This is a genomic window from Microbacterium sp. MEJ108Y (assembly GCF_000834175.1).
Taxonomy (GTDB): Bacteria; Actinomycetota; Actinomycetes; order Actinomycetales; family Microbacteriaceae; genus Microbacterium; species Microbacterium forte.
Genome location: NZ_JXQX01000009.1, coordinates 122,892 through 143,526, shown reverse-complemented (window position 1 = coordinate 143,526; position 20,635 = coordinate 122,892). Strand labels below are relative to the sequence as shown.

Below are 20,635 nucleotides of genomic sequence, written 5' to 3'. Positions count from 1 at the left end.
TGTGAGAACGGTCGTTCTCGGCTGATGTTGTCCACTGTAGAGAACGCTCGTTCTCATGTCAAGTACACTGAGGATATGACGGAGCAAACGGTGCGTGAACAGATCCTCGCGGCGGCGGACGAGCTCTACTACCGCAAGGGATACGCGGCTGTCGGCATGGACGAGCTGAGGGCCGCGGCCGGCGTGTCGCTGCGCCGCCTCTATGCGCTGTTCCCGTCGAAGACCGACATCGTCACGGCTGTCCTCGCCCGCAAGCACGGGGAATGGGAGTCGGGACTCACGGGGGCGGTGGCGGATGCCGGGGCTGATCCGCGCGACAGACTGCTCGCCGTCTACGGGTATCTCGAGGACTGGTTCTGCACCGACGACTTCCGCGGCTGCGCCTTCATCAACGCGTTCGGCGAGCTCGGCGGCACGAACCCCGAGGTGGCCAAGATCGTCCGCGACCACAAGGCCTCCTTCCAGGCGTATATGGCGGGGCTCGTGGTCGCGGCCGGGGCGCCGGCATCGCTCGCCGCGCAGCTGTCGATCCTCGCGGAGGGGGCCCAGAGCACAGCGGCCATCGCGGCCGATCCGCAGGTCGCCGTGCAGGCGCGCAATGCGGCCGAGGTGCTGATCGACGCCGCCGTCGCCGCCTGACCGCGGCGCACTCGAGGGATTTAGCTAGCCTGGCTAGCCTTCTCGGATGCCGGTGTCAAGGCTGGTGTGCTCCCGCGCTCACGCGCGTATGGTGCGAGCATGGAATCCCGGACGCAGGACATCGCCCGCCAGTCGATCATCATCGCCTCGGCCACGTTCATGCTGATAGCCGCGGCTGTGGGGTCCGGCGCCTTCGGTGGCACCTCGGTCAGCGAGCTGCAAGACGGAGCGCTCTCGGCGCAGGGGTCGTATCTCGCCCCGGCCGGCCCCGCCTTTTCGATCTGGTCGCTGATCTACCTCGGCCTCATCGCCTACACGGTGTGGCAGGCGCTTCCGCCGCAGCGGGCGGATGAACGTCAGCGCGCGGTCGGCGGATGGATCGCTGCATCGATGATCCTGAACGGGCTCTGGCTCGTGACGGCGCAGTTCCTGTCTCTTCCGCTGACGGTGCTCGTGATCGCACTGCTGCTCGCCACCCTCGCTCGTGTCATCGTGATCCTCGGCCGCAGCCGTGCCCGGACCTGGCCCGAGCGCATCGTGGTCGACGGCGCGAACGGCCTGCACTTCGGTTGGGTCACCATCGCGACCGTGGCCAACACGACGGCGTGGTTCACGCAGATCGCCCCGGCAGCGTGGGCAGACCAGGCTGAGATCTGGGCGGTAGCCGTGCTCGCCGTCGTGCTCGTGATCGGAGTGGCCAGCGCGCTCGTCACTCGGCGCATCGCCCCCGCTGTCGCGACCGCGTGGGGCCTCGGCTGGCTGGCCGTCGGTCGCCTGACCGGCGAACCCGAGAGCACCGTCACCGCCATCGCCGCGATCATCGTCGCGATCGTCCTCGTCGCCGCAGGCGTCTGGGGAGTGCTGCGCCGCCCGCGCGCCGACATCGCGCTCTGATTCAGCGCTCGGTCGCGAATAGCCTGTTCTCATGAGTACGGATCAGCTGAGCTTTCACACCACGATCGGTGTCGAGGTCAAGGGCGAGACGTGGAGTTGCGTCGAGATACCCGGCTCCGCCGAGTTCTTCGGAACCGGGAAGACGGTCAGGGTCGACGCCCTGATAGACGATGTGAAGCTCGAGAACGTCGGCGCGATGGTGACCGGTACGGGTGGACACATGGTGTCGCTGAACGCGAAGGCGCGGAAGTCGCTGGGCAAGGACATCGGTGACACCGTCGAGGTCACCATCATGAAGCGTTGATCACGCACACCGTTCACAATTCAGCACGAACTGCGGCCGAACGCCCTGAACCCGTCTGTTCCGCCGGCCGCCGCAAGTTCATGCTGAGTTGTGAACCGGGAATGACGAGAACGGCACGCCGGGGTCAGAGGACGAGCCGGTAACCCATCCCCGACTCGGTGAGCAGGTGTGCCGGTGCGCTCGGTTCGGCCTCGAGCTTCTTGCGCAGCTGCGACATGTACAGCCGCAGGTAGCCGGAGTCGGAGACCTGCTCGCTGCCCCAGATCTCCTTCAGCAGATCCTGCCGAGTCACCAGGGCGCCCGGATGCCGGGCGAGATGCTCGAGCATGCGCCACTCGGTGGGCGTGAGATGAACCCGCGTGCCCGCCCTGGTGACGGTCTTCGTCGCGAGGTCGACCACGACGTCGCCGAATCCGACGGTCGACTCGCCGCCGGCCGGCACCGACCGGCGAGACAGCGCCCTCAGCCGCGCGAGCAGCTCGTCGACCTGGAACGGCTTGGTGACGAAGTCGTCGGCTCCGGCATCCAACGCCTCGACCTTGTCCGCTGATCCGGTGCGGCCGGAGACGACGATGATCGGCACGGTCGTCCAGCCGCGCAGCGCCTGGATCACCTCGATGCCGTCGAGCCGCGGCATGCCGAGGTCGAGCATGATGATGTCGGGGTGCGTCTGCGCGGCGGCGGCCACGGCAGCGGCACCGTCGGCGGCCACGACCACCTCGTAGCCGTGGGCGGCGAGGGTGATGCGCAGCGCCCGCACCATCTGCGGGTCGTCATCGGCGATGAGGAGCTTCACTCCGTCTCCTCCTGCGTGAGATCGGGCTCTCCTGCCAGCGGCAGCGAGATGACCATGGTGAGTCCACCGCCGGGGGTGTCCTCGGGTGTCAGGGTACCGCCCATGCCCTCGGCGAATCCGCGCGACAGCGCGAGGCCGAGGCCGAGACCGGTGGTGTTGTCGGTGTCGCCGAGGCGCTGGAACGGCTGGAAGATGCGGTCGCGATTCTCTGCGGGCACGCCTTTGCCCCGGTCGATGACGCGGATCTCGGCGCGCTCGCCGAGGGTGCTCGTCGACACGATCACCCGACTGTCGGCGGGCGAGTGGCGGTGCGCGTTCGCGATCACGTTCACCAGCACTCGCTGCAGCAGCACCGGATCGGCCGACACCGCCGGCAGGTCGGCATCCAATGCCAGCTCCACGTCGTCGGGGCCGAGGCCGAGTTCATCGACCGCCGCCAGCACGGGACCCGCGACATCGAGTCGCATGCTCGAGACGGCGAGCACTCCCGCCTGCACGCGACTGACGTCGAGCAGATCCGTGACCAGCGACGACAGGGTGGCGAGGCTCTCATCCGCCGTGGCGAGCAGTTCTTCCCGATCGGATGCCGACAGTCTGTGCGCCCCGCGGAGTCCGCCGATCGCGGCGACGGCCGAGGCCAGTGGTCGGCGAAGGTCATGACTGACCGCCGAGAGCAGCGCACTGCGCACCTGGTCGGTCTCGGCGAGAGCGGCGACCTCGCGCGCTGTGGCACGCAGGTCGGTGTGCTCGATGGCCGCCGCGAGCTGGGCGACGATCGCATCGAGCAGTCGTCGGGCGGGGGTGTCGAGGGGCTCGCCGTGCAGCTCGAGCACGGCGGGAGACGATCCGCCCGCGCCGACCGGAATCGAGGTTGCCCGACCGTCTGGCACGGGTTCGCCGTCGCTCGCCAGCACCTCGCCCTCGGCGGTGAGCAGGCGCACACCGGTGAGGCCGAAGGCCTCGCGCGTGCGACTGACCATCGCGAGCACGGCGTTGTCTCCGCGGAGCACGTTGCCGGCGACCGCGGCGAGGAGTTCGGCCTCGGCGGCGGCGCGCTGGGCCGTGCGGGCTCGCCGTGCGGCCTGGTCGACGATGATGCTGACGAGGATCGCGATGATCACATACAGCGCGAGGGCGAGCACGTGCAGCGGATGCGCGATCGTGATGGTGAAGATCGGCGAGACGAACAGGAAGTCCAGTGTGATGCCCGAGAGCACCGCCGCGAAGACGGCCGGTCGCAGCCCGCCCACGAGCGCGACGATCACGACGAGCAGCTGGAAGGCCAACACCTCGACCGTGATCGACTCGGGACTGCGGAACGCGAACATCGCCCACGAGAGCAGTGGTCCGACGATGAGCGCGATCACGAAGCCGAGCAGCTGGCGTCGCCAGCCGAGCGCGCCGCCGGTGATGCGGGGGAGCGCAGCGCGCCCGCCCGCGGCGGCGTGCGTCACGATGTGCACGTCGATATCGCCCGAGCGGCGGATGACCTCCGACCCGATGCCGGGTCCGGTGAGCGCGGCCGCGAGGCGACCGCGTCGGCTGACGCCGATCACGAGCTGCGTGGCGTCGGCGCCGTGCGCGAACTCGACGAGCGTGCCGGGGATGTCGTCGCCGATGATCTGGTGAAAGCTGCCGCCGAGCGACTCGACCAGTGAGCGCTGGGCGGCCAGTGCCCCCGGGGTCTCGTCGCGGAGGCCGTCTTGTGCGGCGATGTGCACTGCGAGCAGCTCGCCACCGGCCGAGCGGGCGGCGATGCGGGCCCCTCGACGCAGCAGCGTCTCGCCCTCGGGGCCACCGGTGAGGGCGACGACCACGCGCTCGCGCGCCTGCCAGGTGCCCTCGATGCCGTGGTCGGCGCGGTAGCTGCGCAGCGCACTGTCGACCTCGTCGGCGAGCCACAGCAGCGCGAGTTCGCGCAGCGCCGTCAGGTTTCCGAGGCGGAAGTAGTTCGACAGCGCCGCGTCGATCCGCTCGGCCGGGTAGACGAGGCCCGCCGAGAGTCGATCGCGCAGCGACTGCGGCGCCAGGTCGACGACCTCGATCTCGTCGGCGGCGCGCACCACGGCATCCGGGATCGTCTCCTGCTGAGCGATGCCCGTGATCTTCTCGACCACGGCGTTCAGCGACTCGATGTGCTGCACGTTCACGGTCGTGACGACGTCGATGCCCGCGTCGAGCAGCGCGTCGACGTCCTGCCAGCGCTTCGCGTTCTGCGAACCGGGGGTGTTGGTGTGGGCGAGCTCGTCGACCAGCGCGATCTCGGGGTGCCGAGCGAGAACCGCCTGCAGGTCCATCTCGCTCAGCGGCACGCCTCGGTGCAGATCGGTGCGGCGAGGCACCTCGGGGATGCCGATGGTCTGCGCCGCCGTCGCCGCGCGCTCGTGAGTCTCGACGATCGCGATCACGACGTCTCTGCCCTCGTCGAGCAGTCGGCGACCTTCGACGAGCATCTCGAAGGTCTTGCCGACACCGGGGGCTGCGCCGAGCAGCACGCGGAGTCGGCCGCGCCGCGGCATCCGCTCTGCCGTCATCAGCCCTCCTGCTCATCGAGCGCGAGATTGAGTTCGGCGACGTTGATGCGTTCTTCGCCGAGGAATCCCAGATCCCGCCCTTGAATCCTAGACTCCACGAGGTCGCGCACCTGCTGTTCGGGCAGGCCGCGCTCCTCGGCCACCCGCGGCACCTGCAGCAGGGCGTAGGCGACGCTGATGTGCGGGTCGAGGCCCGAGCCCGATGCCGTCACGGCGTCGGCCGGAACGGCATCAGGACTCACTCCTTCGCGCTCGGCGATGGCCGCCTGACGCTCGCCGATCGCCGTGACGAGGTCGGGGTTCTCGGGCCCCAGGTTGCTGCCGCTCGAGCCCGCTCCGTCGTAGCCGTCACCGGCGGCAGACGGACGCGACTGGAAGTACTCGGGAAGCGCCTCGCCGTCGGCATCCGTGAAGGACTGCCCGATCAGCGAGCTGCCCTTGTCGTCTGCGAGCGGCGAGCCGTTCGCCTGGAACGGCATCAGCAGCTGGCCGATGCCGGTGACCACCAGGGTGTAGCCGACGCCGAGCACGAGGGTGAGCACGAGCATCGCGCGGATGGCGACGCCGGTGGTGCGGGCCACGGTGCGAGAGGAGGACATGGGATGCCTTTCAAAGAAGTCGGTCGTTGAGCGAGGAGCGGGTGACCTCGCCCGGTCGTTGAGCGAGGAGCGAAGCCCCGAGACGAAACGCGGTGAGTCGCGCTCAGAAGCCGGGGATGAGGGTGATCACGAGGTCGATCAGCTTGATGCCGATGAACGGTGCGATCACGCCGCCGAGGCCGTAGACGAGCAGGTTGCGCTGCAGGATCTGCGAGGCGCTCGCCGGGCGATACTTCACTCCTCGGAGTGCCAGCGGGATCAGGAACACGATCACGATGGCGTTGAAGATGATCGCGCTGGTCACGGCGGATGCCGGCGAGTGCAGCTGCATGATGTTGAGCGCCGCGAGGCCGGGGAAGACGCCCATGAACATCGCCGGGATGATGGCGAAGTACTTGGCGATGTCGTTCGCGAGCGAGAACGTCGTGAGGGCTCCGCGGGTGATGAGCAGCTGCTTGCCGATTCGCACGATGTCGATGAGCTTCGTGGGATCGGAGTCGAGGTCGACCATGTTGCCGGCCTCCTTCGCTGCCGACGTGCCGGTGTTCATCGCGACGCCGACGTCGGCCTGGGCGAGCGCCGGGGCGTCGTTCGTGCCGTCGCCTGTCATCGCGACGAGGCGGCCGCCCTCCTGCTCGCGCTTGATCAGTTCGAGCTTCTGCTCGGGAGTCGCTTCGGCGAGGAAGTCGTCGACCCCTGCCTCCTTCGCGATCGCGGCGGCGGTCAGCGGGTTGTCGCCCGTGATCATGACGGTGCGGATGCCCATGCTGCGGAGCTCTTCGAACCGCTCGCGCAGGCCGTCTTTCACGATGTCCTTGAGGTGCACGACGCCGAGCACTTCGCCGATGCCCTCGGCAGGCTTCACGGCGACGACCAAGGGGGTGCCGCCGCTCGACGCGACGCCGTCGGTCAGGGTGGTGAGCTCGGCATTCGAGTCGAGTCCGAGCCAGGCGCTGATCGCCGAGCCTGCACCCTTGCGGATCTGCGTGCCGTCGGGCAGGTCGAGGCCGGACATGCGGGTCTGCGCGGTGAACGGCACGACGACGGCTCCGACCGGCTCCTCGACCTGGATGCCGTGAGACGCGGCCAACGCGACGATCGACGCTCCCTCGGGCGTGGGGTCGGCGAGGGATGCGAGGGCGGCGACGCGCAGCAGCTCCTCGGGGTCGACCCCCGCGAGCGGCAGCACCTCGTGGGCCTGTCGGTTGCCGTAGGTGATGGTGCCGGTCTTGTCGAGCAGCAGGGTGGTGACGTCTCCCGCGGCCTCGACCGCGCGGCCCGACATGGCGAGCACGTTGCGCTGCACGAGGCGGTCCATGCCGGCGATGCCGATGGCCGAGAGCAGGGCGCCGATCGTCGTGGGGATCAGGCACACGAGCAGGGCGATCAGCACCGGGATGCTGACGGGCGAGGCCGCGTACGACGCGATCGGGTTGAGCGCCAGCACCACGACGACGAACACGATCGACAGGCTCGCGAGCAGGATGTTCAGCGCTATCTCGTTGGGGGTGCGCTGACGGCTCGCGCCCTCGACCAGGGCGATCATGCGGTCGACGAACGTCTCGCCGGGCTTCGAGGTGATGCGCACGACGATGCGATCAGACAGCACCCGTGTGCCGCCGGTGACGGCGCTGCGGTCTCCGCCGGATTCGCGGATGACCGGAGCGCTCTCGCCGGTGATCGCCGACTCGTCGACGGTCGCGATGCCCGCGACGATGTCGCCGTCTCCGGGGATCAGCTCTCCCGCCGCGACGATCACGATGTCGTCGCGCTGGAGCTCGGCCGACGAGACGTCGACGGTTTCGGAGCGCTCTGCCGTGGCATCCGCACCGGCGTCGTACCGGACGACCTTGCGTGCCATGGTGCTGGTGCGGGTCTTGCGCAGGCTCGCAGCCTGGGCCTTGCCGCGGCCCTCGGCCACCGACTCGGCGACATTGGCGAACAGCACGGTGAGCCACAGCCAGATGGCGATGCCCCAGGTGAACGGCGCGGGCACCGGGGTTCCGCCCGAGTCGGCGGGGCCTCCGAGGAAGGGCTCGGCGATCGCGAGCACGGTGGTGAACGCGGCGCCGACCCAGACGAGCAGCATCACGGGGTTGCGCACGAGCGAGGCGGGGTTGAGCTTGCGCAGCGCGCCCGGCAGGGCCTGGGTCAGCTGCGCCCAGCCGAACGCTCGGGGCGGTTCGGTCGAGGCGGATGCCGCGGCATCCTGCTGTTCCGACGGCGTCTCGGAGGGGGTGGTGATGAGGGTCATGTCAGACGAGTCCTTCAGCGAGGGGTCCCAATGCGAGCACGGGGAAGTAGGTGAGTGCCGTGATGATGACCGTGACGGCCGAGAGGAGGCCGACGAACTGCGGTCGGTGCGTGGGCAGCGTTCCGGTGTTCTCCGGCACGCGCTGCTGCGCGGCGAACGATCCGGCGAGAGCAAGCACGAGCACGATCGGCAGGAAGCGGCCGAGCAGCATCGCGATGCCGAGTGCGGTATTGAACCAGGGGGTGTTCGCGGTGAGGCCGGCGAAGGCGGAGCCGTTGTTGTTCGACGCCGAGGTGAACGCGTAGAGCACCTCGCTCATGCCGTGCACGCCGGGGTTGAGGATGCTGGTCGCCTCGACGTCCGCCCGGATGCCCGGGATCGCGAAGCTCAGGGCCGTGCCGACCAGCACGAGGGTGGGCGTCACGAGGATGTAGAGGCTCGCGAGCTTGATCTCCTTCGGGCCGATGCGCTTGCCGAGGTACTCGGGGGTGCGGCCGACGAGCAGTCCGCCGACGAACACCGCGATGATCGCGAGCACGAGCATGCCGTAGAGACCCGATCCGACGCCGCCGGGGGCGACCTCGCCGAGCATCATGTTGAGCATCGGCATCATGCCGCCGAGTGCCGTGTACGAGTCGTGCATCGAGTTGACGGCGCCGGTCGACGTCAGGGTGCTGGCGCTGCCGAAGAGCGTGGATCCGAGGATGCCGAAGCGCGCCTCCTTGCCCTCCATGGCCGCCCCTGCGAGTTCGGGAGCGCTGCCGCGGCCGGCGAGCTCGAGTGCCGAGAGGGCGAAGGTCGAGATCAGGAAGATCGTTCCCATGACGGCCGCGATCGCGTAGCCCTGGCGGTTGTCGTCGATCATGCGGCCGAACGTGCGGGGGAGTGCGAACGGGATCACCAGGATCAGCAGGATCTGCAGCAGGTTGGTCCAGCCCGTCGGATTCTCGAACGGGTGCGCCGAGTTGGCGTTGAAGAAGCCACCGCCGTTGGTGCCGAGCAGCTTGATGGCCTCCTGTGAGGCGACCGGCCCACCGGGGATGGTCTGCGTGCCCCCGGAGACGGTGGTCACATCGGTGAAGCCAGCGAAGTTCTGCACCACGCCGCCCGCGATCAGGGCGATCGCGCCGAGCAGCGCGATCGGCAGCAGGATGCGTCCGAGTCCGCGGATCAGGTCGACCCAGAAGTTGCCGATCGTGGTCGAGCCGCGACGGGCCAGGCCGCGGATCAGTGCGACGGCGACGGCCAGGCCGACGGCGGCCGAGACGAAGTTCTGCACTGTGAGGCCCGCGAGCTGCACGGTGTAGCCCATCGTCTGCTCGGGCGAGTACGACTGCCAGTTGGTGTTCGCGACGAAAGACGCGGCGGTGTTGAACGCCAGCCCCTCGGGCACGGCCGGGAGTCCGAGCGACTCGGGCAGGAAGCCCTGCAGACGCTGCAGCCCGTAGACGAGCAGCAGGCCGACGACCGAGAACGCGAGGACGCTGCGGGCGTAGGCACGCCACGTCTGCTCGGATGCCGGGTCGACGCCGATCAGACGGTAGATGCCCCGCTCGGCCTTCAGATCACGAGGGGTGCTGAAGACGTGCGCCATGTAGTCCCCGACGGGGCGGTAGAGCAGTACGAGGGCGACGATCAGGACGGCGGCCTGGAGGATGCCGAACCAGAGTTCGGCGTTCATCGAAGAGCCGGCGCCCATCAGGACTTCTCCGGGGCGACGAGAGCCACCACGAGGTAGACGACGGCGGCCACGGCGAGGGCGGCGGCGATGATCTCGAAGACGATCACAGTCGTTCCACCCCCTTCGCGACCAGGGAGACGAGGGCGAACAGCGCGAGAGTCAGCGCGATGTAGATGATGTCGAGCACGAGACTCGATACAACTCCCGTGCGGACCGGCATATGGCGATCCTCACGTTTTGCCTACGGGGGCGTGCGGGATGCATGCGAGTTGCTCACGTTCCGAGGTCGTGTGGACTTTTTCGCGCCTCGATGTCGCATCCCGCCGTCGTCGTTCGTGGTGCAGGTAGGAGGCGACCGTTTCGGGTGGTCTCGCAGATGAGAGGCACGGTGACGACGTGTACAACGATCCGATGATGGCGAGTGTTCTCTACCGGCTGGAGGCAGAGGAGGCAGAGCAGACCATCGAGCGGCGCCGCGTCGCCCTCGAGCATCCCGGCATGATCAGGCGGCCGTCGCTGTGGGCTCGCGCTCGCCGCGTCTGGACGGGCGGCCCTTCTCGCCGACGCCGTGAGCGGCAATGATCATGGTGACGGCTGGTTCGCTGCAGATCCTGCTGGTTCGACCGGATGGAGAGAGCACACATGACGCGATGGGGCGGCGCCCAGGGGTCTCGTCACGGAATGACGCGATGATTGCGGATGCCGGGCGGTCGCGACGCGCTGACATCGACGTGCGCGTCGCCCAGGTGTACCGCGAGGAGTGGGCGAGGATCGTCGCCGGTCTGACGCGGCGCTGCGGTGATCTCGGGCTCGCCGAGGAGATGGCCGCCGAGGCGTTCGCCTCTGCAGTCGAGCGGTGGCCGGCCGAGGGCGTGCCACCGAATCCGGGCGGATGGATCACCACCACCGCCTATCGCAAGGCCATCGATCGGCTGCGTCGGGAGTCGTCCCGCGACGCGAAGCAGCGGGAGGCACTGATGCTGCACGATCCCGAACCGCCCGAGCCGACCGGCGCCATCGACGACGATCGGCTGCGCCTGCTCTTCACGTGCTGCCATCCGGCGCTGTCGCTCGAAGGGCGCGTCGCCCTCACTCTGCGCGTGGTCGCCGGCCTCACGGTCGAGGAGATCGCGCGAGCCTTCCTGATGCAGGAATCCGCTGTGCGGCAGCGCATCACACGAGCGAAGTCGAAGATCAAGACCGCGCAGATCCCCTATCAGGTGCCCGCGCCTGAAGATCTGCGCGTGCGCATCGACGGGGTGCTGGCGGTGCTCTATCTCGTGTTCAACGAGGGCTACTTCGCATCCGGCTCCGAGATGCCGGCGCTCCGCAGCGAGCTGACCACCGAGGCGATCCGGCTCACCAGACTCGTGAGAGAGCTGCTGCCCGACGACGCAGAGGTCGCGGGGATCCTGGCGCTGATGCTGCTCAGCGAGGCGCGCTCTCCGGCCCGGATCACGGCGAAAGGCGAGCTCGTGCGGCTCGATGAGCAGGACCGCGGGCTGTGGAATCGTGAGCTGATCGACGAGGGCCTGTCGCTTCTCGACCGACTGCGCGGGGCGGTTCCCGGTCGCTACACGCTGCTCGCCCAGATCAATGCGGTGCATGCGGCGGCCGTGGATGCTGAGCTCACCGACTGGCAACGCATCGTCGAGCTCTACGAGCAGCTGGAGCGCGTCGACCCGAGTCCGGTCGTCACCCTGGGCAAGGCCGTGGCGATCGCCGAACGGGACTCACCACAGCAGGCGCTGGTCATCGTCGAGTCGCTGCGCGATGCACTGGCGGACTTCCATGGCTTGCACGTGACTCGGGCCGAGCTGCTGCGCGCGGCGGGCAGACCTGCAGATGCCATGGACGCCTACGACCGAGCGATCTCGTTGGCGAGCAACGACGCCGAGATCGCCCACCTGACCCGGCGCCGCGATGAGATCGCGGTGCCACTCGTGCCCGGACCCTCCGGGACCACGTCGAACGGAGAGAGCAGATGAGCAACAAGTACCTCGTGATCCACATGACCGACCCGACTGGCGGCACGATGCCGCAGGGAGAGGATCAGCGCCTGCTCGAAGACTGGGCGGAGGAAGGCGACGCGGCCGGCCGGCTGGGCGACGGTGCACCCGTAGCAGGCCCTGAGGAGGCGAAGTCCGTGGCTGTGCGAGACGGCAAGGTGCTCGTCACCGACGGTCCGTTCCCCGAGTTCAAGGAGTGGTTCGCGGGCTACGACATCGTGACCGCCGAGTCGATCGACGAGGCCGCGAGCTTCATGGCGAAGCATCCGACCGCCGTCATGGGGCGGGTCTACATCCTGCCGGTGGTGAAGCTCCCCTGGGACGCCTGACCACACCCGGCTGACAGGCCGCGAGACGGACACTCACCGGATCACACCCTCACCGGATCTACACTCAGCGAGTGAGTGCGACGCGACGGCGGCTGGGAGCAGGGACGATCATCGTCCTGGCGCTCATCGCCGTGGCACTCGTCTGCATCGTCACGGGCGTCCTCCCACCCTCGGATGCCGGGGCGCTCGGTGCCCGCATCGCACCCGTGCTCGGATTCGTCATCGCGATCACGATCGTCGCCGAGCTGGCCCGGGATGCCGCGGTGTTCGACGTCGTCGCTCAGCGTCTGGCTCGGTGGGGGCACGGGCGCGTCATCCTGCTCTGGTTGTCTGTCGTGGTGCTCGCCGTCATCAGCACGGTGTTCCTGTCGCTCGACACCACGGCGGTCATCGTGACGCCGGTCGTGGTCGTGCTCGCGCAGAGCGTCGGCATCCCTCCGCTGCCGTTCGCCCTCGTCACGGTGTGGCTGGCGAACACTGCATCTCTCGCACTGCCCGTCTCGAACCTCACGAACCTGCTCGCGGCACGGTCAATCGGTGACGACCCGCTCGCGTTCCTCGCGCTGAGCTGGGCGCCGACGCTCGTCGGGGTGCTCGTGCCCGTCGTGATCCTCACACTGCGACACCGACGCACGCTCTTCGGCGGGTATCGCGCTCCGACAGGCGGTGACCCTTCCGACCGGGTGCTCTTCTGGGCGGCCTCCGGCATCCTGCTGCTCCTGATGCCCCTGCTCGCAGTGACCCATGACGTCTGGATCCCCGCGACGGTCGCCGCGCTCGTGCTCATCGTCGTGTTCGGCATCCGGCGTCGTCATGTGCTGCGACTCTCGCTCGTGCCATGGCAGGCGATCGGCCTGGCGGCGGCCCTGTTCGTCGTGGTCGAGACCGCGCACGCGAACGGCATCCTCGACGTCCTGTCGGTCCTCGCGACCAGTGGACACGCGCCCGCAGAGCTGCTGCGTCTCTCGGCAGCGGGAGCGCTCGCCGCGAACGGGGTCAACAACCTGCCCGCCTACCTGATCCTCGAACCCACCGCCGGCGACCCGGTCGCGCTCATGGCACTGCTGATCGGGGTGAATCTCGGACCGCTGATCACACCGTGGGCGTCGCTCGCCACGCTGCTCTGGCACCACAGAGTGGTGTCGCTGGGCGTCGAGATCCGCTGGGGCAGCCTGATGCTCTGGGGTGCGATCGTCGCCGTGCCGACGGTGCTGGTCGCCACTCTCGTGCTCGCGTTCGTCGCAGGCTGAGACCGTTCATCCCGGCGCTGGCCCGGGGTAGGGAAAAGGGCAGCGACGCAGGTCACGGGATCTGGGGGAGGTCCGCAGCACGACATGGGGAGTGTGTGCCGGGTGAGGGTCGCTGCCCTACGCCTCCACGCTACGCACATCTCGCCGGATCCGGTGAAACTTCAGTGCCTGATGTATGGTGCGCGGGCATCACACCGGCATAAAGTGTGCCCGTGGGCGACATCAGCGCATCTCTGCCGATTCGGCCGCGGCAGCTGATCCGCGACCAGGTCTTCGCCACGCTCGCCGAAGAGATCATCTCTGGGCGCATGCAGCCCCTCGAAGAGATCCGCGACCAGGATCTGCAGGCCGAATACGGCGTCTCCCGCACGCCCATCCGCGAGGCCCTGAACCGCCTCGCCGACCTCGGGCTCATCGAAGTCAGCACCAACCGGTTCACTCGCGTCGCCCCGGTCGATCTCGACGCCCAGGCCGACCGGGTCGAGACCGCCGTCGCGATGATCGGATACTGCGCGGTCAAAGCCGTGCCGACCTACACCGACGAACAGGTCGCGTCGCTGCAGGGGCGCATCGACGGTCTGCTCGCCGCCGGCCTGGCAGAAGCCTCCAGCCGTGAGGGGCTCAGCCTCTGGTACGCGCTGTGGGGTGAGATCGTGCTGAGCGCCCACAACCAGACGATGATCGACATCCTCGACGGGCAGCTCGCCCTGCACCTGACCAGAACAGTGCCAGCGCAACCGGTCGCCGCCGAGCTCGTCGACTTCATGCGCACGGGTCTCGAACAGCTGCGCGCGCTGCTCGAGCGACGGGATGGCGTCGGGGTGCGCGAGGTCATCGAACCTCTGTTCCTGAGATCGACGATCGAGCCGCTCCGAGCGGCGGCTGCGCTCGCCGCCGTATCTGCCTCCGGCGATCCGACACGCATCGGCCGATCACCCGGGGAATGACATGCCCGACCGGCGGATCGACAAGCTGAACTCCACGCGACTGCTGGGAGGGGTCGAGCAGCCACTGCCTCTCTTCACCTCGAGAGCGGATGCCGTCGTCGACTCGCTCGCGCAATCGATCGAGTCGGGCGAGCTGGCCCCCGGCGACCCCCTGTCGGTCACGGCCCTCGTGCAGCGCCTCAACGTCGCCGCCGGCACCGTGCGATCGGCCCTCGGCGCGCTCGAGGCGATGCACCTGATCGACCACCGGCTCAACAGGGCGTCCGTCGTCGTGACACCGACCCCCGCGTGGTTCGTCGCCGTCGCCGCCGAGTGCTCGGGGCTGTCGATCGCGGCGGCCGACCTGGGCATCGCGCACGCGACCGAGGCGCAGGTCACTGAGTTCGCCGCGAGGGCGGCGACCGTCAGAGAACTCTGGGAGACCGACGACAACGACCAGGTCGTCGGAGCAGAGGGGCTGTGGGAGCTGCTCGACCTGCTCGCGGTGTTCTCGCGCAACCGATACCTGAGCGCCCTGCACGCGTCGAAGAGACCTGCGCTGGTGCTCGGCATCCGCTCGCTCAGCCGACCTCGCAACCCCGCGATGCTGCGATCGGTCGTCGACGTTCTGGTCGCCGCCGCGCGCGATCGCGACCGGCTCGAGGCGACCGACCTGGTCAGAGACCTCTACACCTTCGTGGTCGACGGGGTCACAGACCTCTGACCGTCGGCGTCCACTCCTCGGCGAGGATGCCGTAGTTCAGTCCGTCGAGCCACTCGCCCGACCGGTGCAGAGCGGTCTTGCGACTGAACTCCTCTCGACGCATGCCGAGTCGCTCCATGAGGCGCCATGACGGCTCATTGTCGGCGAAGCAGCCGGCGTGCACGCGGCGCAGCCCCAGCGGACCGAAGCAGACGTCGATCACCGCGCGGATCGCCTCGGTCGCGTAGCCGCGCCCTGTGTGGTCCGGGTCGAGCACCCATCCGAGCTCGGCCTCGACGCCCTTCGCCTGATCCGCGACCTCGAGCTGCGCCCACCCGTCGCCGATCCTGATCATGATGTCGCCGATCGGCACGGGCGCCAGGTCGTCGTCTGCGGGCAGCAGCTCGACGATGTGCATCGAGGCGAGCCGCTCAGGGTCGAGGTATCGCTCGCGGAACGCCTCGATCGTTCCAGGCGCCAGCCCGAGCCAGCGGTTCACGTCGGGCAGCCGCCGCCACTGCCACATCCCGTCGACATCGGGGGCGCTCATCGGTCGGATCTGCAGGCGATCGGTGCGGACGGGCCAGACGTCGGTGCGCGGCGAATCTGTCATCGCCCCAGCCTATTGAGACGTCTGATCCGCGACGCGCCGCATCTCGGCCGCGAGCGCCGCGTTCGTCCGCTCGTAATGCCCCGTGATGTTGTGTCGCACCTCGGGAGACTTGTTCTGGCTCAGCTTGGCGCGCGCATCGAAGCGGTCGACACGCATTCTCAGGCCCACGGTGCCCTTCGCCGCGCGACGTGTGCCGGCCTCATCCTCCGACAGGCTGCGCCCGTGCGGCGTGCCCTTCTCGAAGTGGTCGGTGAGCTGCGCGAGCATGGCGTAGTTCTCCTCCTCGCTGAGGATCTCGGGTGTGCCGTAGAGGTGGGCGGTGACGTGGTTCCAGGTCGGCACCAGGTCGCCCGGCGTGTAGAGACTCGGCGACACGTAGTCGTGAGGACCCTGGATGATCACGAGGATCTCGTGGTCTCCCAGCTCGTGAAGCTGCTCGTCGGGTCGGCCGAAGTGACTCGCGATCACGATCTCGTACTCGTCTTCGATCAGCAGGGCGGGATAGTGCGAGGCGACCAGTCCGGTGCTCGCGGGCGACACGAACGTGGCCCACGGGTTGCCGCGGATGAGGCGCTTCACCTCGAGTGGGTCGGTCATCAGGTAGCGGGGTGTGTGGCGCATCAGAACTCCTCGTTCAGGGGGTGAGTGGTGGGTCGGGGATGGATCAGTCGGGTGCGCACGGCGAGCGCGGCGGAAAGGATGACGGCTATGCCACCCAGTGCGGTGGGCCAGCCGATCTGCTCGTGAAGAAGCAGCGCGGCCCAGGCGATGCTCATCACGGGCTGGACCAGCTGGATCTGGCTGACCTGGGCCATGGGCCCGATCGCGAGCCCGCGGTACCAGGCGAAGAATCCGAGGAACATGCTGACCACGGCGAGGTACGCGAAGGCGAGCCACTGCACCGGCGAGGCGGATGGCGGGTGGGTGAGCGCCGATCCCAGCGTGAGCGCGAGCATCAGCGGCGCCGCGAGCACGAGCGCCCAGGACACGGTCTGCCACGATCCGAGCTCCCGCGCGAGCAACCCGCCCTCGGCGTAGCCGATGGCCGCCGCGAGCACCGCGCCGAACAACAGCAGATCGGCCCAATGGAGTTCGCCCAGGCCACCGTTCTGCAGTGAGGCGAAGACGACCGCCGCGGCGGCACCCACAGCAGCGAACCACCAGAACGCTCGTCCGGGGCGCTCGCGGGTGCGCAGCACCACCATCGCGGCTGTCGCTGCGGGCAGCAGGCCGATCACCACGGCGCCGTGGCTCGCCGGCGCAGCGGTCATGGCGAACGACGTCAGCAGGGGGAACCCCGCGACCACGCCGCCGGCGACGATCGCGAGGCGCCACCACTGCGCCCTGGTGGGTGGATGCTGACGTGTCACCGCCAGCGCCAGGGCGGCGAGTGCTGCGGCGACCACCGCGCGGCCGGATCCGATGAACAGCGGCGAGAGGCCGCCGACCGCGATGCGGGTGAACGGGAGAGTGAACGAGAAGGCGGTGACGCCGAGGAGTCCCCACCAGAGTCCGGGACTCGAGGATAGCGGCGCACGTGGGCGGACGATAACGCTACTCTTTTGTTTCATGAGTCAGGATAGCAGTGACCGAATCGTGGCCGGCCTCCGCCGGTGGATCGCGTCGGCTCCGCCGGGCGCCCGCGTGCCGTCGAATCGCGCCCTCGTCGCGGAGTACGGTGCGAGCCCCGTGACGGTGCAGAAGGCCATGGCACACCTGGCGCGACTGGGGCTTGTCGAGTCGAGGCCCGGAGCAGGCACGTTCGTGCGGGCGCAGCGACCGCCCCGCGCTGCGGACTACGGATGGCAGACATCCGCCCTCGGGGCGCCTCCCGCCCGACTCGCCGGTCTCACCTCGACGCAGCGCACCGTCGCCCCCGATGCGATCGGCATGCACTCGGGGTACCCCGCCGTCGAGCTGCTTCCCGAACGGCTCGTCCGCCAGGCGATCACCCGCGCGGCGCGCACCTCCTCGGCGCTCACCCGTTCACCCGCCGCCGGGCTGCCCGAACTCCAGGCATGGTTCGCCGCCGAGCTCGCGGCATCCGCACCGGCAGACGTCGCTCCGGCATCCGCGAGGGATGCTCTCGTGATCGCGGGCAGTCAGAGCGGGCTGAGCTCGATCTTCCGAGCTGTGGTCGGCGCCGGCCAGCCGCTGCTGATCGAGTCCCCCACCTACTGGGGTGCGCTGCTCGCTGCTGAGCAGGCAGGGGTGGTTCTGGTGCCGATCCCGTCGGGCCCCCACGGTCCGGATCCGGATGCCGTCGAGCGAGCCTTCGCCGAGACCGGGGCTCGCGCGTTCTACGCGCAACCCACATTCGCGAACCCGACCGGCGCCAGGTGGCCGGCGGCGACGGGCCTCGCCGTGCTCGAAAGCGTGCGTCGACACGGGGCCTTCCTCATCGAAGACGACTGGGCGCACGATCTGGCCATCGAGGGCGATCCGCGGCCGATCGCGGCGATGGACGATGACGGCCATGTCGTCTATCTCCGCTCGCTGACCAAGAGCGTCTCACCGTCGCTGCGGATCGCAGCGCTGATCGCCCGCGGCCCGGCTCGCGAACGCATCCTCGCCGACCGCGCCGCCGAGTCGATGTACGTGAGCGGGGTGCTGCAGGCCGCAGCGCTCGACGTCGTGACCCAACCGGCCTGGCGGACTCACCTTCGTGGATTCAGAGAACAGTTGCGGGCGCGACGAGATCTGCTGCTCTCGAGCCTCGCCGAGCACGCGCCGACGGCGATCGTCGAGACGGTGCCGACCGGCGGCCTCAATCTCTGGGCGCGGCTACCGGAGGGCACCGATGTCGTCGCAATCGTTCGCGCATGCGAGGCGCGCGGCCTCATCATCTCTCCCGGGTCCGAGTGGTTCCCGGCCGAGCCCTCCGGGTCGTATGTGCGCCTCAACTACGCCCACGCCGACCCGTCGCGTTTCCCGGAGGCGGCAAGAATCCTCGGGGGTGTGCTCGCCGCATCCTGAGCAGCGTCAGCTCTCGGGCGGACCTTCGGGCCGGTGCGCGCGACGCCCGCTCACGACGACCGGGCGCCCGGCACGCTCCTGCCCGGGCAGGGGACGCGAGCGCCGTCCATAGATCAGCTCGGACGAGTCGAGCAGCCACGGCACGAGCGTGATCGACACCCCGTGCACGAGCATCAGCTGGTTGGCGAGCCGACGCGAGCGCCGGTTGTGGAGGAATGTCTCCCACCAGTGCCCCACGATGTACTGCGGCAGGTAGACCGTGACCACCGACGAGCCGTGCTTCTCGCGGTACTGCGTGATGAACTGGGTCACCGGCTGAGCGAAGGACCGGAACGGCGACTCGACGATCACCAGGGGGATCGGCACGAGGTGGTCGGCCCATTCCTTCTGCAGCTGCGCGGCATCGTCGGATGCCACGGCGACGTGCACCGCCAGCGTCTTGCCGTGCTTCGCGGCGACCGCATAGTCGATGGCCTTGATGACGGGCTTCTGCAGACGGTTGACGAGCACGATCGCCAGGTCGCCCGTCGCGCCGAACTTCGTCGTGTCGTCGATCGCGATCTCGTGCTCGACGTCGCGGTAGTACCGCTTCACGCCCATCATCAGGAACGCCAACACCGGGATCGCGAAGAACACCAGGTACGCGCCGTGCGTGAACTTCGTGATCGTCACGATCAGCAGCACCGCGACGGTCATCGCGGCACCCACCGAGTTGATGACCAGGCCGATCCTCGCCGAGCGGCGATCGGATGCCGAGGCGCCGTCGATCCCCGATCCTGGCGTCTTCTCGGCCGGCCCGCGCAGGATGCGCCTCCAGTGACGCACCATGCCGATCTGCCCGAGCGAGAACGACACGAAGACGCCGATGATGTAGAGCTGGATCAGCGTGGTGAGCTTCGCCTGGAACACCACCAGCACCGCGATCGCGGCGATGCCGAGCACGATCATGCCGTTCGAGAACACCAGGCGGTCACCGCGGGTGTTCAGCGCCTTGGGCGCGTATCCATCGCGGGCGAGCACCGAGCCGAGCAGCGGGAAGCCGTTGAAGGCGGTGTTGGCCGCCAGCAGCAGCACGCACGCGGTCGCGGCCTGAATGATGAAGAACAGGATGCTGCCGCCGCCGAACGTCGCCGAGGCGATCTGCGCCATCAGGCTCGGCTGCGGGTTCGAGCAGTCGAAGCCGATCAGGTCGCACGGGTTCTCGGCGTAGTGCACCCCGGTGATCAGCGCGAGTGCGGTGAGACCGGCGAAGAGGCAGGCCGCGATCGAACCCATCAGCACGAGCGTGGTCTGCGCGTTGCGCACCTTGGGCGTGCGGAAGGCGGGCACGCCGTTCGACACCGCCTCGACGCCGGTGAGGGCCGAGCATCCGCTCGAGAACGCGCGCAGGATCAGGAGGATGACCGCAGCCTGCCCGAGGTCTTCGGAGTGCACGGCGAACTCGGCGCTCGACGCCACCGGTGCATCGCCGAGGAACGTGCGGATGAGTCCCGTCACGATCATGAAGCCCACCGAGCCGATGAACACGTAGGTGGGGATGGCGAAGACGAGCGACGCCTCGCGCACCCCGCGCAGGTTCACGATGATGATGAGGATCACGAATCCGACCGCGAGCTCGACCCGCAGGGGATCGAGCCCGGGCACGGCCGAGATGATGTTGTCGACACCGGAAGCGACCGACACGGCGACCGTCAGCACGTAGTCGACCAGCAGGGCCGCCGCCACGATGACGCCGGGGATCTCGCCGAGGTTCTTCGAGGCGACCTCGTAGTCGCCGCCACCCGATGGGTAGGCCTTGATGAGCTGCCGGTAGCTGAGCACCACGACGATCAGCAGCACCACCACGGCCACCGCGACGATCGGCGTGAACGACAGGAAGGTGAGCCCGCCGATGAGCAGGATCATCACCAGCTCCTGCGGCGCATAGGCGACCGAGCTCAGCGCATCCGATGCGAAGATCGGCAACGCCATCTTCTTGGGGAGCAGCTGATCATCGACCTGCGCACTCGTCAGCGGGTCGCCGATCAGGATGCGCTTCACGCGAGGAGGAGCATCGGTGTTGCCGCGGGTTTCTTCTGACACGTCGGGCGACATTACGCCCGCAAACGCCTTCCTCACGCGTTCCTCA

20 protein-coding genes are annotated in these 20,635 nt (G+C 68.8%); 10 read left to right on the top strand and 10 right to left on the bottom strand.

Annotated elements, in window-relative coordinates:
* The first annotated feature begins 75 nt into the window (after window positions 1-75).
* From RU09_RS05060 to RU09_RS05050, 3 genes are all read left to right on the top strand, one after another.
* Window positions 76-639, top strand: a complete 564-nt coding sequence (locus RU09_RS05060; RefSeq protein WP_042538167.1) for a TetR/AcrR family transcriptional regulator — start codon at window positions 76-78, stop codon at window positions 637-639.
* A 99-nt stretch (window positions 640-738) separates the two neighbouring features.
* On the top strand, window positions 739-1,533 hold the full coding sequence (locus RU09_RS05055; protein WP_042538165.1) for a tryptophan-rich sensory protein: 795 nt from the start codon (window positions 739-741) through the stop codon (window positions 1,531-1,533).
* Between the two features lie 31 nt (window positions 1,534-1,564).
* Complete coding sequence (locus RU09_RS05050; RefSeq protein WP_042538163.1) at window positions 1,565-1,837, top strand: DUF1905 domain-containing protein; 273 nt, start codon at window positions 1,565-1,567, stop codon at window positions 1,835-1,837.
* Between the two features lie 124 nt (window positions 1,838-1,961).
* On the opposite strand, the gene RU09_RS05045 is transcribed toward RU09_RS05050, so the two are convergent.
* The 6 genes from RU09_RS05045 to RU09_RS05020 form a co-directional block, all read right to left on the bottom strand.
* Window positions 1,962-2,633 (bottom strand): response regulator, encoded by a 672-nt coding sequence (locus RU09_RS05045; protein WP_042538161.1) that lies wholly within the window; start codon window positions 2,631-2,633, stop codon window positions 1,962-1,964.
* A complete protein-coding gene (locus RU09_RS05040) occupies window positions 2,630-5,152 on the bottom strand; it encodes an ATP-binding protein (protein WP_042538336.1) in 2,523 nt (840 codons plus the stop codon). The genes RU09_RS05045 and RU09_RS05040 overlap by 4 nt, the downstream gene beginning before the upstream one ends.
* Window positions 5,153-5,166: 14 nt before the next feature.
* Window positions 5,167-5,766, bottom strand: a complete 600-nt coding sequence (gene kdpC, locus RU09_RS05035; protein WP_042538159.1) for a potassium-transporting ATPase subunit KdpC — start codon at window positions 5,764-5,766, stop codon at window positions 5,167-5,169.
* Window positions 5,767-5,869: 103 nt separating this feature from the next.
* Window positions 5,870-8,020: a potassium-transporting ATPase subunit KdpB gene (gene kdpB / locus RU09_RS05030; protein WP_042538157.1), complete on the bottom strand. Its 2,151-nt coding sequence runs from the start codon at window positions 8,018-8,020 to the stop codon at window positions 5,870-5,872.
* 1 nt (window position 8,021) lies between these two features.
* The gene (gene kdpA, locus RU09_RS05025; protein WP_042538334.1) at window positions 8,022-9,701 is read right to left on the bottom strand and encodes a potassium-transporting ATPase subunit KdpA; all 1,680 of its coding nucleotides are present in this window, start codon (window positions 9,699-9,701) and stop codon (window positions 8,022-8,024) included.
* A gap of 17 nt (window positions 9,702-9,718) precedes the next feature.
* Entirely contained in the window at window positions 9,719-9,808 is a 90-nt protein-coding gene (locus tag RU09_RS05020; protein WP_042538155.1) for a potassium-transporting ATPase subunit F, read from the bottom strand.
* A gap of 289 nt (window positions 9,809-10,097) precedes the next feature.
* Between RU09_RS05020 and RU09_RS05015 the strand changes: the two genes are divergently transcribed.
* The 6 genes from RU09_RS05015 to RU09_RS04990 all read left to right on the top strand — a co-directional run bounded on the left by RU09_RS05015 (window position 10,098) and on the right by RU09_RS04990 (window position 14,939).
* Window positions 10,098-10,283: a hypothetical protein gene (locus tag RU09_RS05015; RefSeq protein ID WP_042538153.1), complete on the top strand. Its 186-nt coding sequence runs from the start codon at window positions 10,098-10,100 to the stop codon at window positions 10,281-10,283.
* Window positions 10,284-10,390: 107 nt separating this feature from the next.
* The gene (locus RU09_RS05010) at window positions 10,391-11,689 is read left to right on the top strand and encodes an RNA polymerase sigma factor (RefSeq protein ID WP_042538332.1); all 1,299 of its coding nucleotides are present in this window, start codon (window positions 10,391-10,393) and stop codon (window positions 11,687-11,689) included.
* Window positions 11,686-12,039: a YciI family protein gene (locus RU09_RS05005; protein ID WP_052492860.1), complete on the top strand. Its 354-nt coding sequence runs from the start codon at window positions 11,686-11,688 to the stop codon at window positions 12,037-12,039. The genes RU09_RS05010 and RU09_RS05005 overlap by 4 nt, the downstream gene beginning before the upstream one ends.
* A gap of 71 nt (window positions 12,040-12,110) precedes the next feature.
* Entirely contained in the window at window positions 12,111-13,289 is a 1,179-nt protein-coding gene (locus RU09_RS05000; protein ID WP_197065965.1) for an SLC13 family permease, read from the top strand.
* Between the two features lie 212 nt (window positions 13,290-13,501).
* Window positions 13,502-14,236 carry a GntR family transcriptional regulator gene (locus RU09_RS18025; RefSeq protein ID WP_156145869.1) on the top strand — a complete coding sequence of 245 codons (735 nt, stop codon included), beginning with the start codon at window positions 13,502-13,504 and terminating at the stop codon, window positions 14,234-14,236.
* A gap of 1 nt (window position 14,237) precedes the next feature.
* Window positions 14,238-14,939: a GntR family transcriptional regulator gene (locus tag RU09_RS04990; RefSeq protein WP_042538152.1), complete on the top strand. Its 702-nt coding sequence runs from the start codon at window positions 14,238-14,240 to the stop codon at window positions 14,937-14,939.
* Here RU09_RS04990 and RU09_RS04985 read toward each other — a convergent pair.
* From RU09_RS04985 to RU09_RS04975, 3 genes are read right to left on the bottom strand one after another with little or no spacing between them, the layout of a single operon-like run.
* Window positions 14,926-15,531 carry a GNAT family N-acetyltransferase gene (locus RU09_RS04985; RefSeq protein ID WP_042538150.1) on the bottom strand — a complete coding sequence of 202 codons (606 nt, stop codon included), beginning with the start codon at window positions 15,529-15,531 and terminating at the stop codon, window positions 14,926-14,928. The genes RU09_RS04990 and RU09_RS04985 overlap by 14 nt on opposite strands.
* Before the next feature lie 9 nt (window positions 15,532-15,540).
* Entirely contained in the window at window positions 15,541-16,152 is a 612-nt protein-coding gene (locus tag RU09_RS04980; RefSeq protein ID WP_042538148.1) for an FMN-binding negative transcriptional regulator, read from the bottom strand.
* Window positions 16,152-17,102, bottom strand: a complete 951-nt coding sequence (locus RU09_RS04975; protein ID WP_042538146.1) for a DMT family transporter — start codon at window positions 17,100-17,102, stop codon at window positions 16,152-16,154. Before RU09_RS04975 ends, RU09_RS04980 begins: the two co-directional genes overlap by 1 nt.
* On the opposite strand from RU09_RS04975, the gene RU09_RS04970 reads away from it, so the two are divergent.
* A complete protein-coding gene (locus RU09_RS04970) occupies window positions 17,101-18,507 on the top strand; it encodes an aminotransferase-like domain-containing protein (protein WP_042538144.1) in 1,407 nt (468 codons plus the stop codon). The two genes, RU09_RS04975 and RU09_RS04970, sit on opposite strands and share 2 nt — an antisense overlap.
* A 6-nt stretch (window positions 18,508-18,513) precedes the next feature.
* Here the strand turns inward: RU09_RS04970 and RU09_RS04965 are convergent, their stop codons facing one another.
* Window positions 18,514-20,601: an APC family permease gene (locus RU09_RS04965; protein ID WP_042538142.1), complete on the bottom strand. Its 2,088-nt coding sequence runs from the start codon at window positions 20,599-20,601 to the stop codon at window positions 18,514-18,516.
* Window positions 20,602-20,635 lie beyond the last annotated feature (34 nt).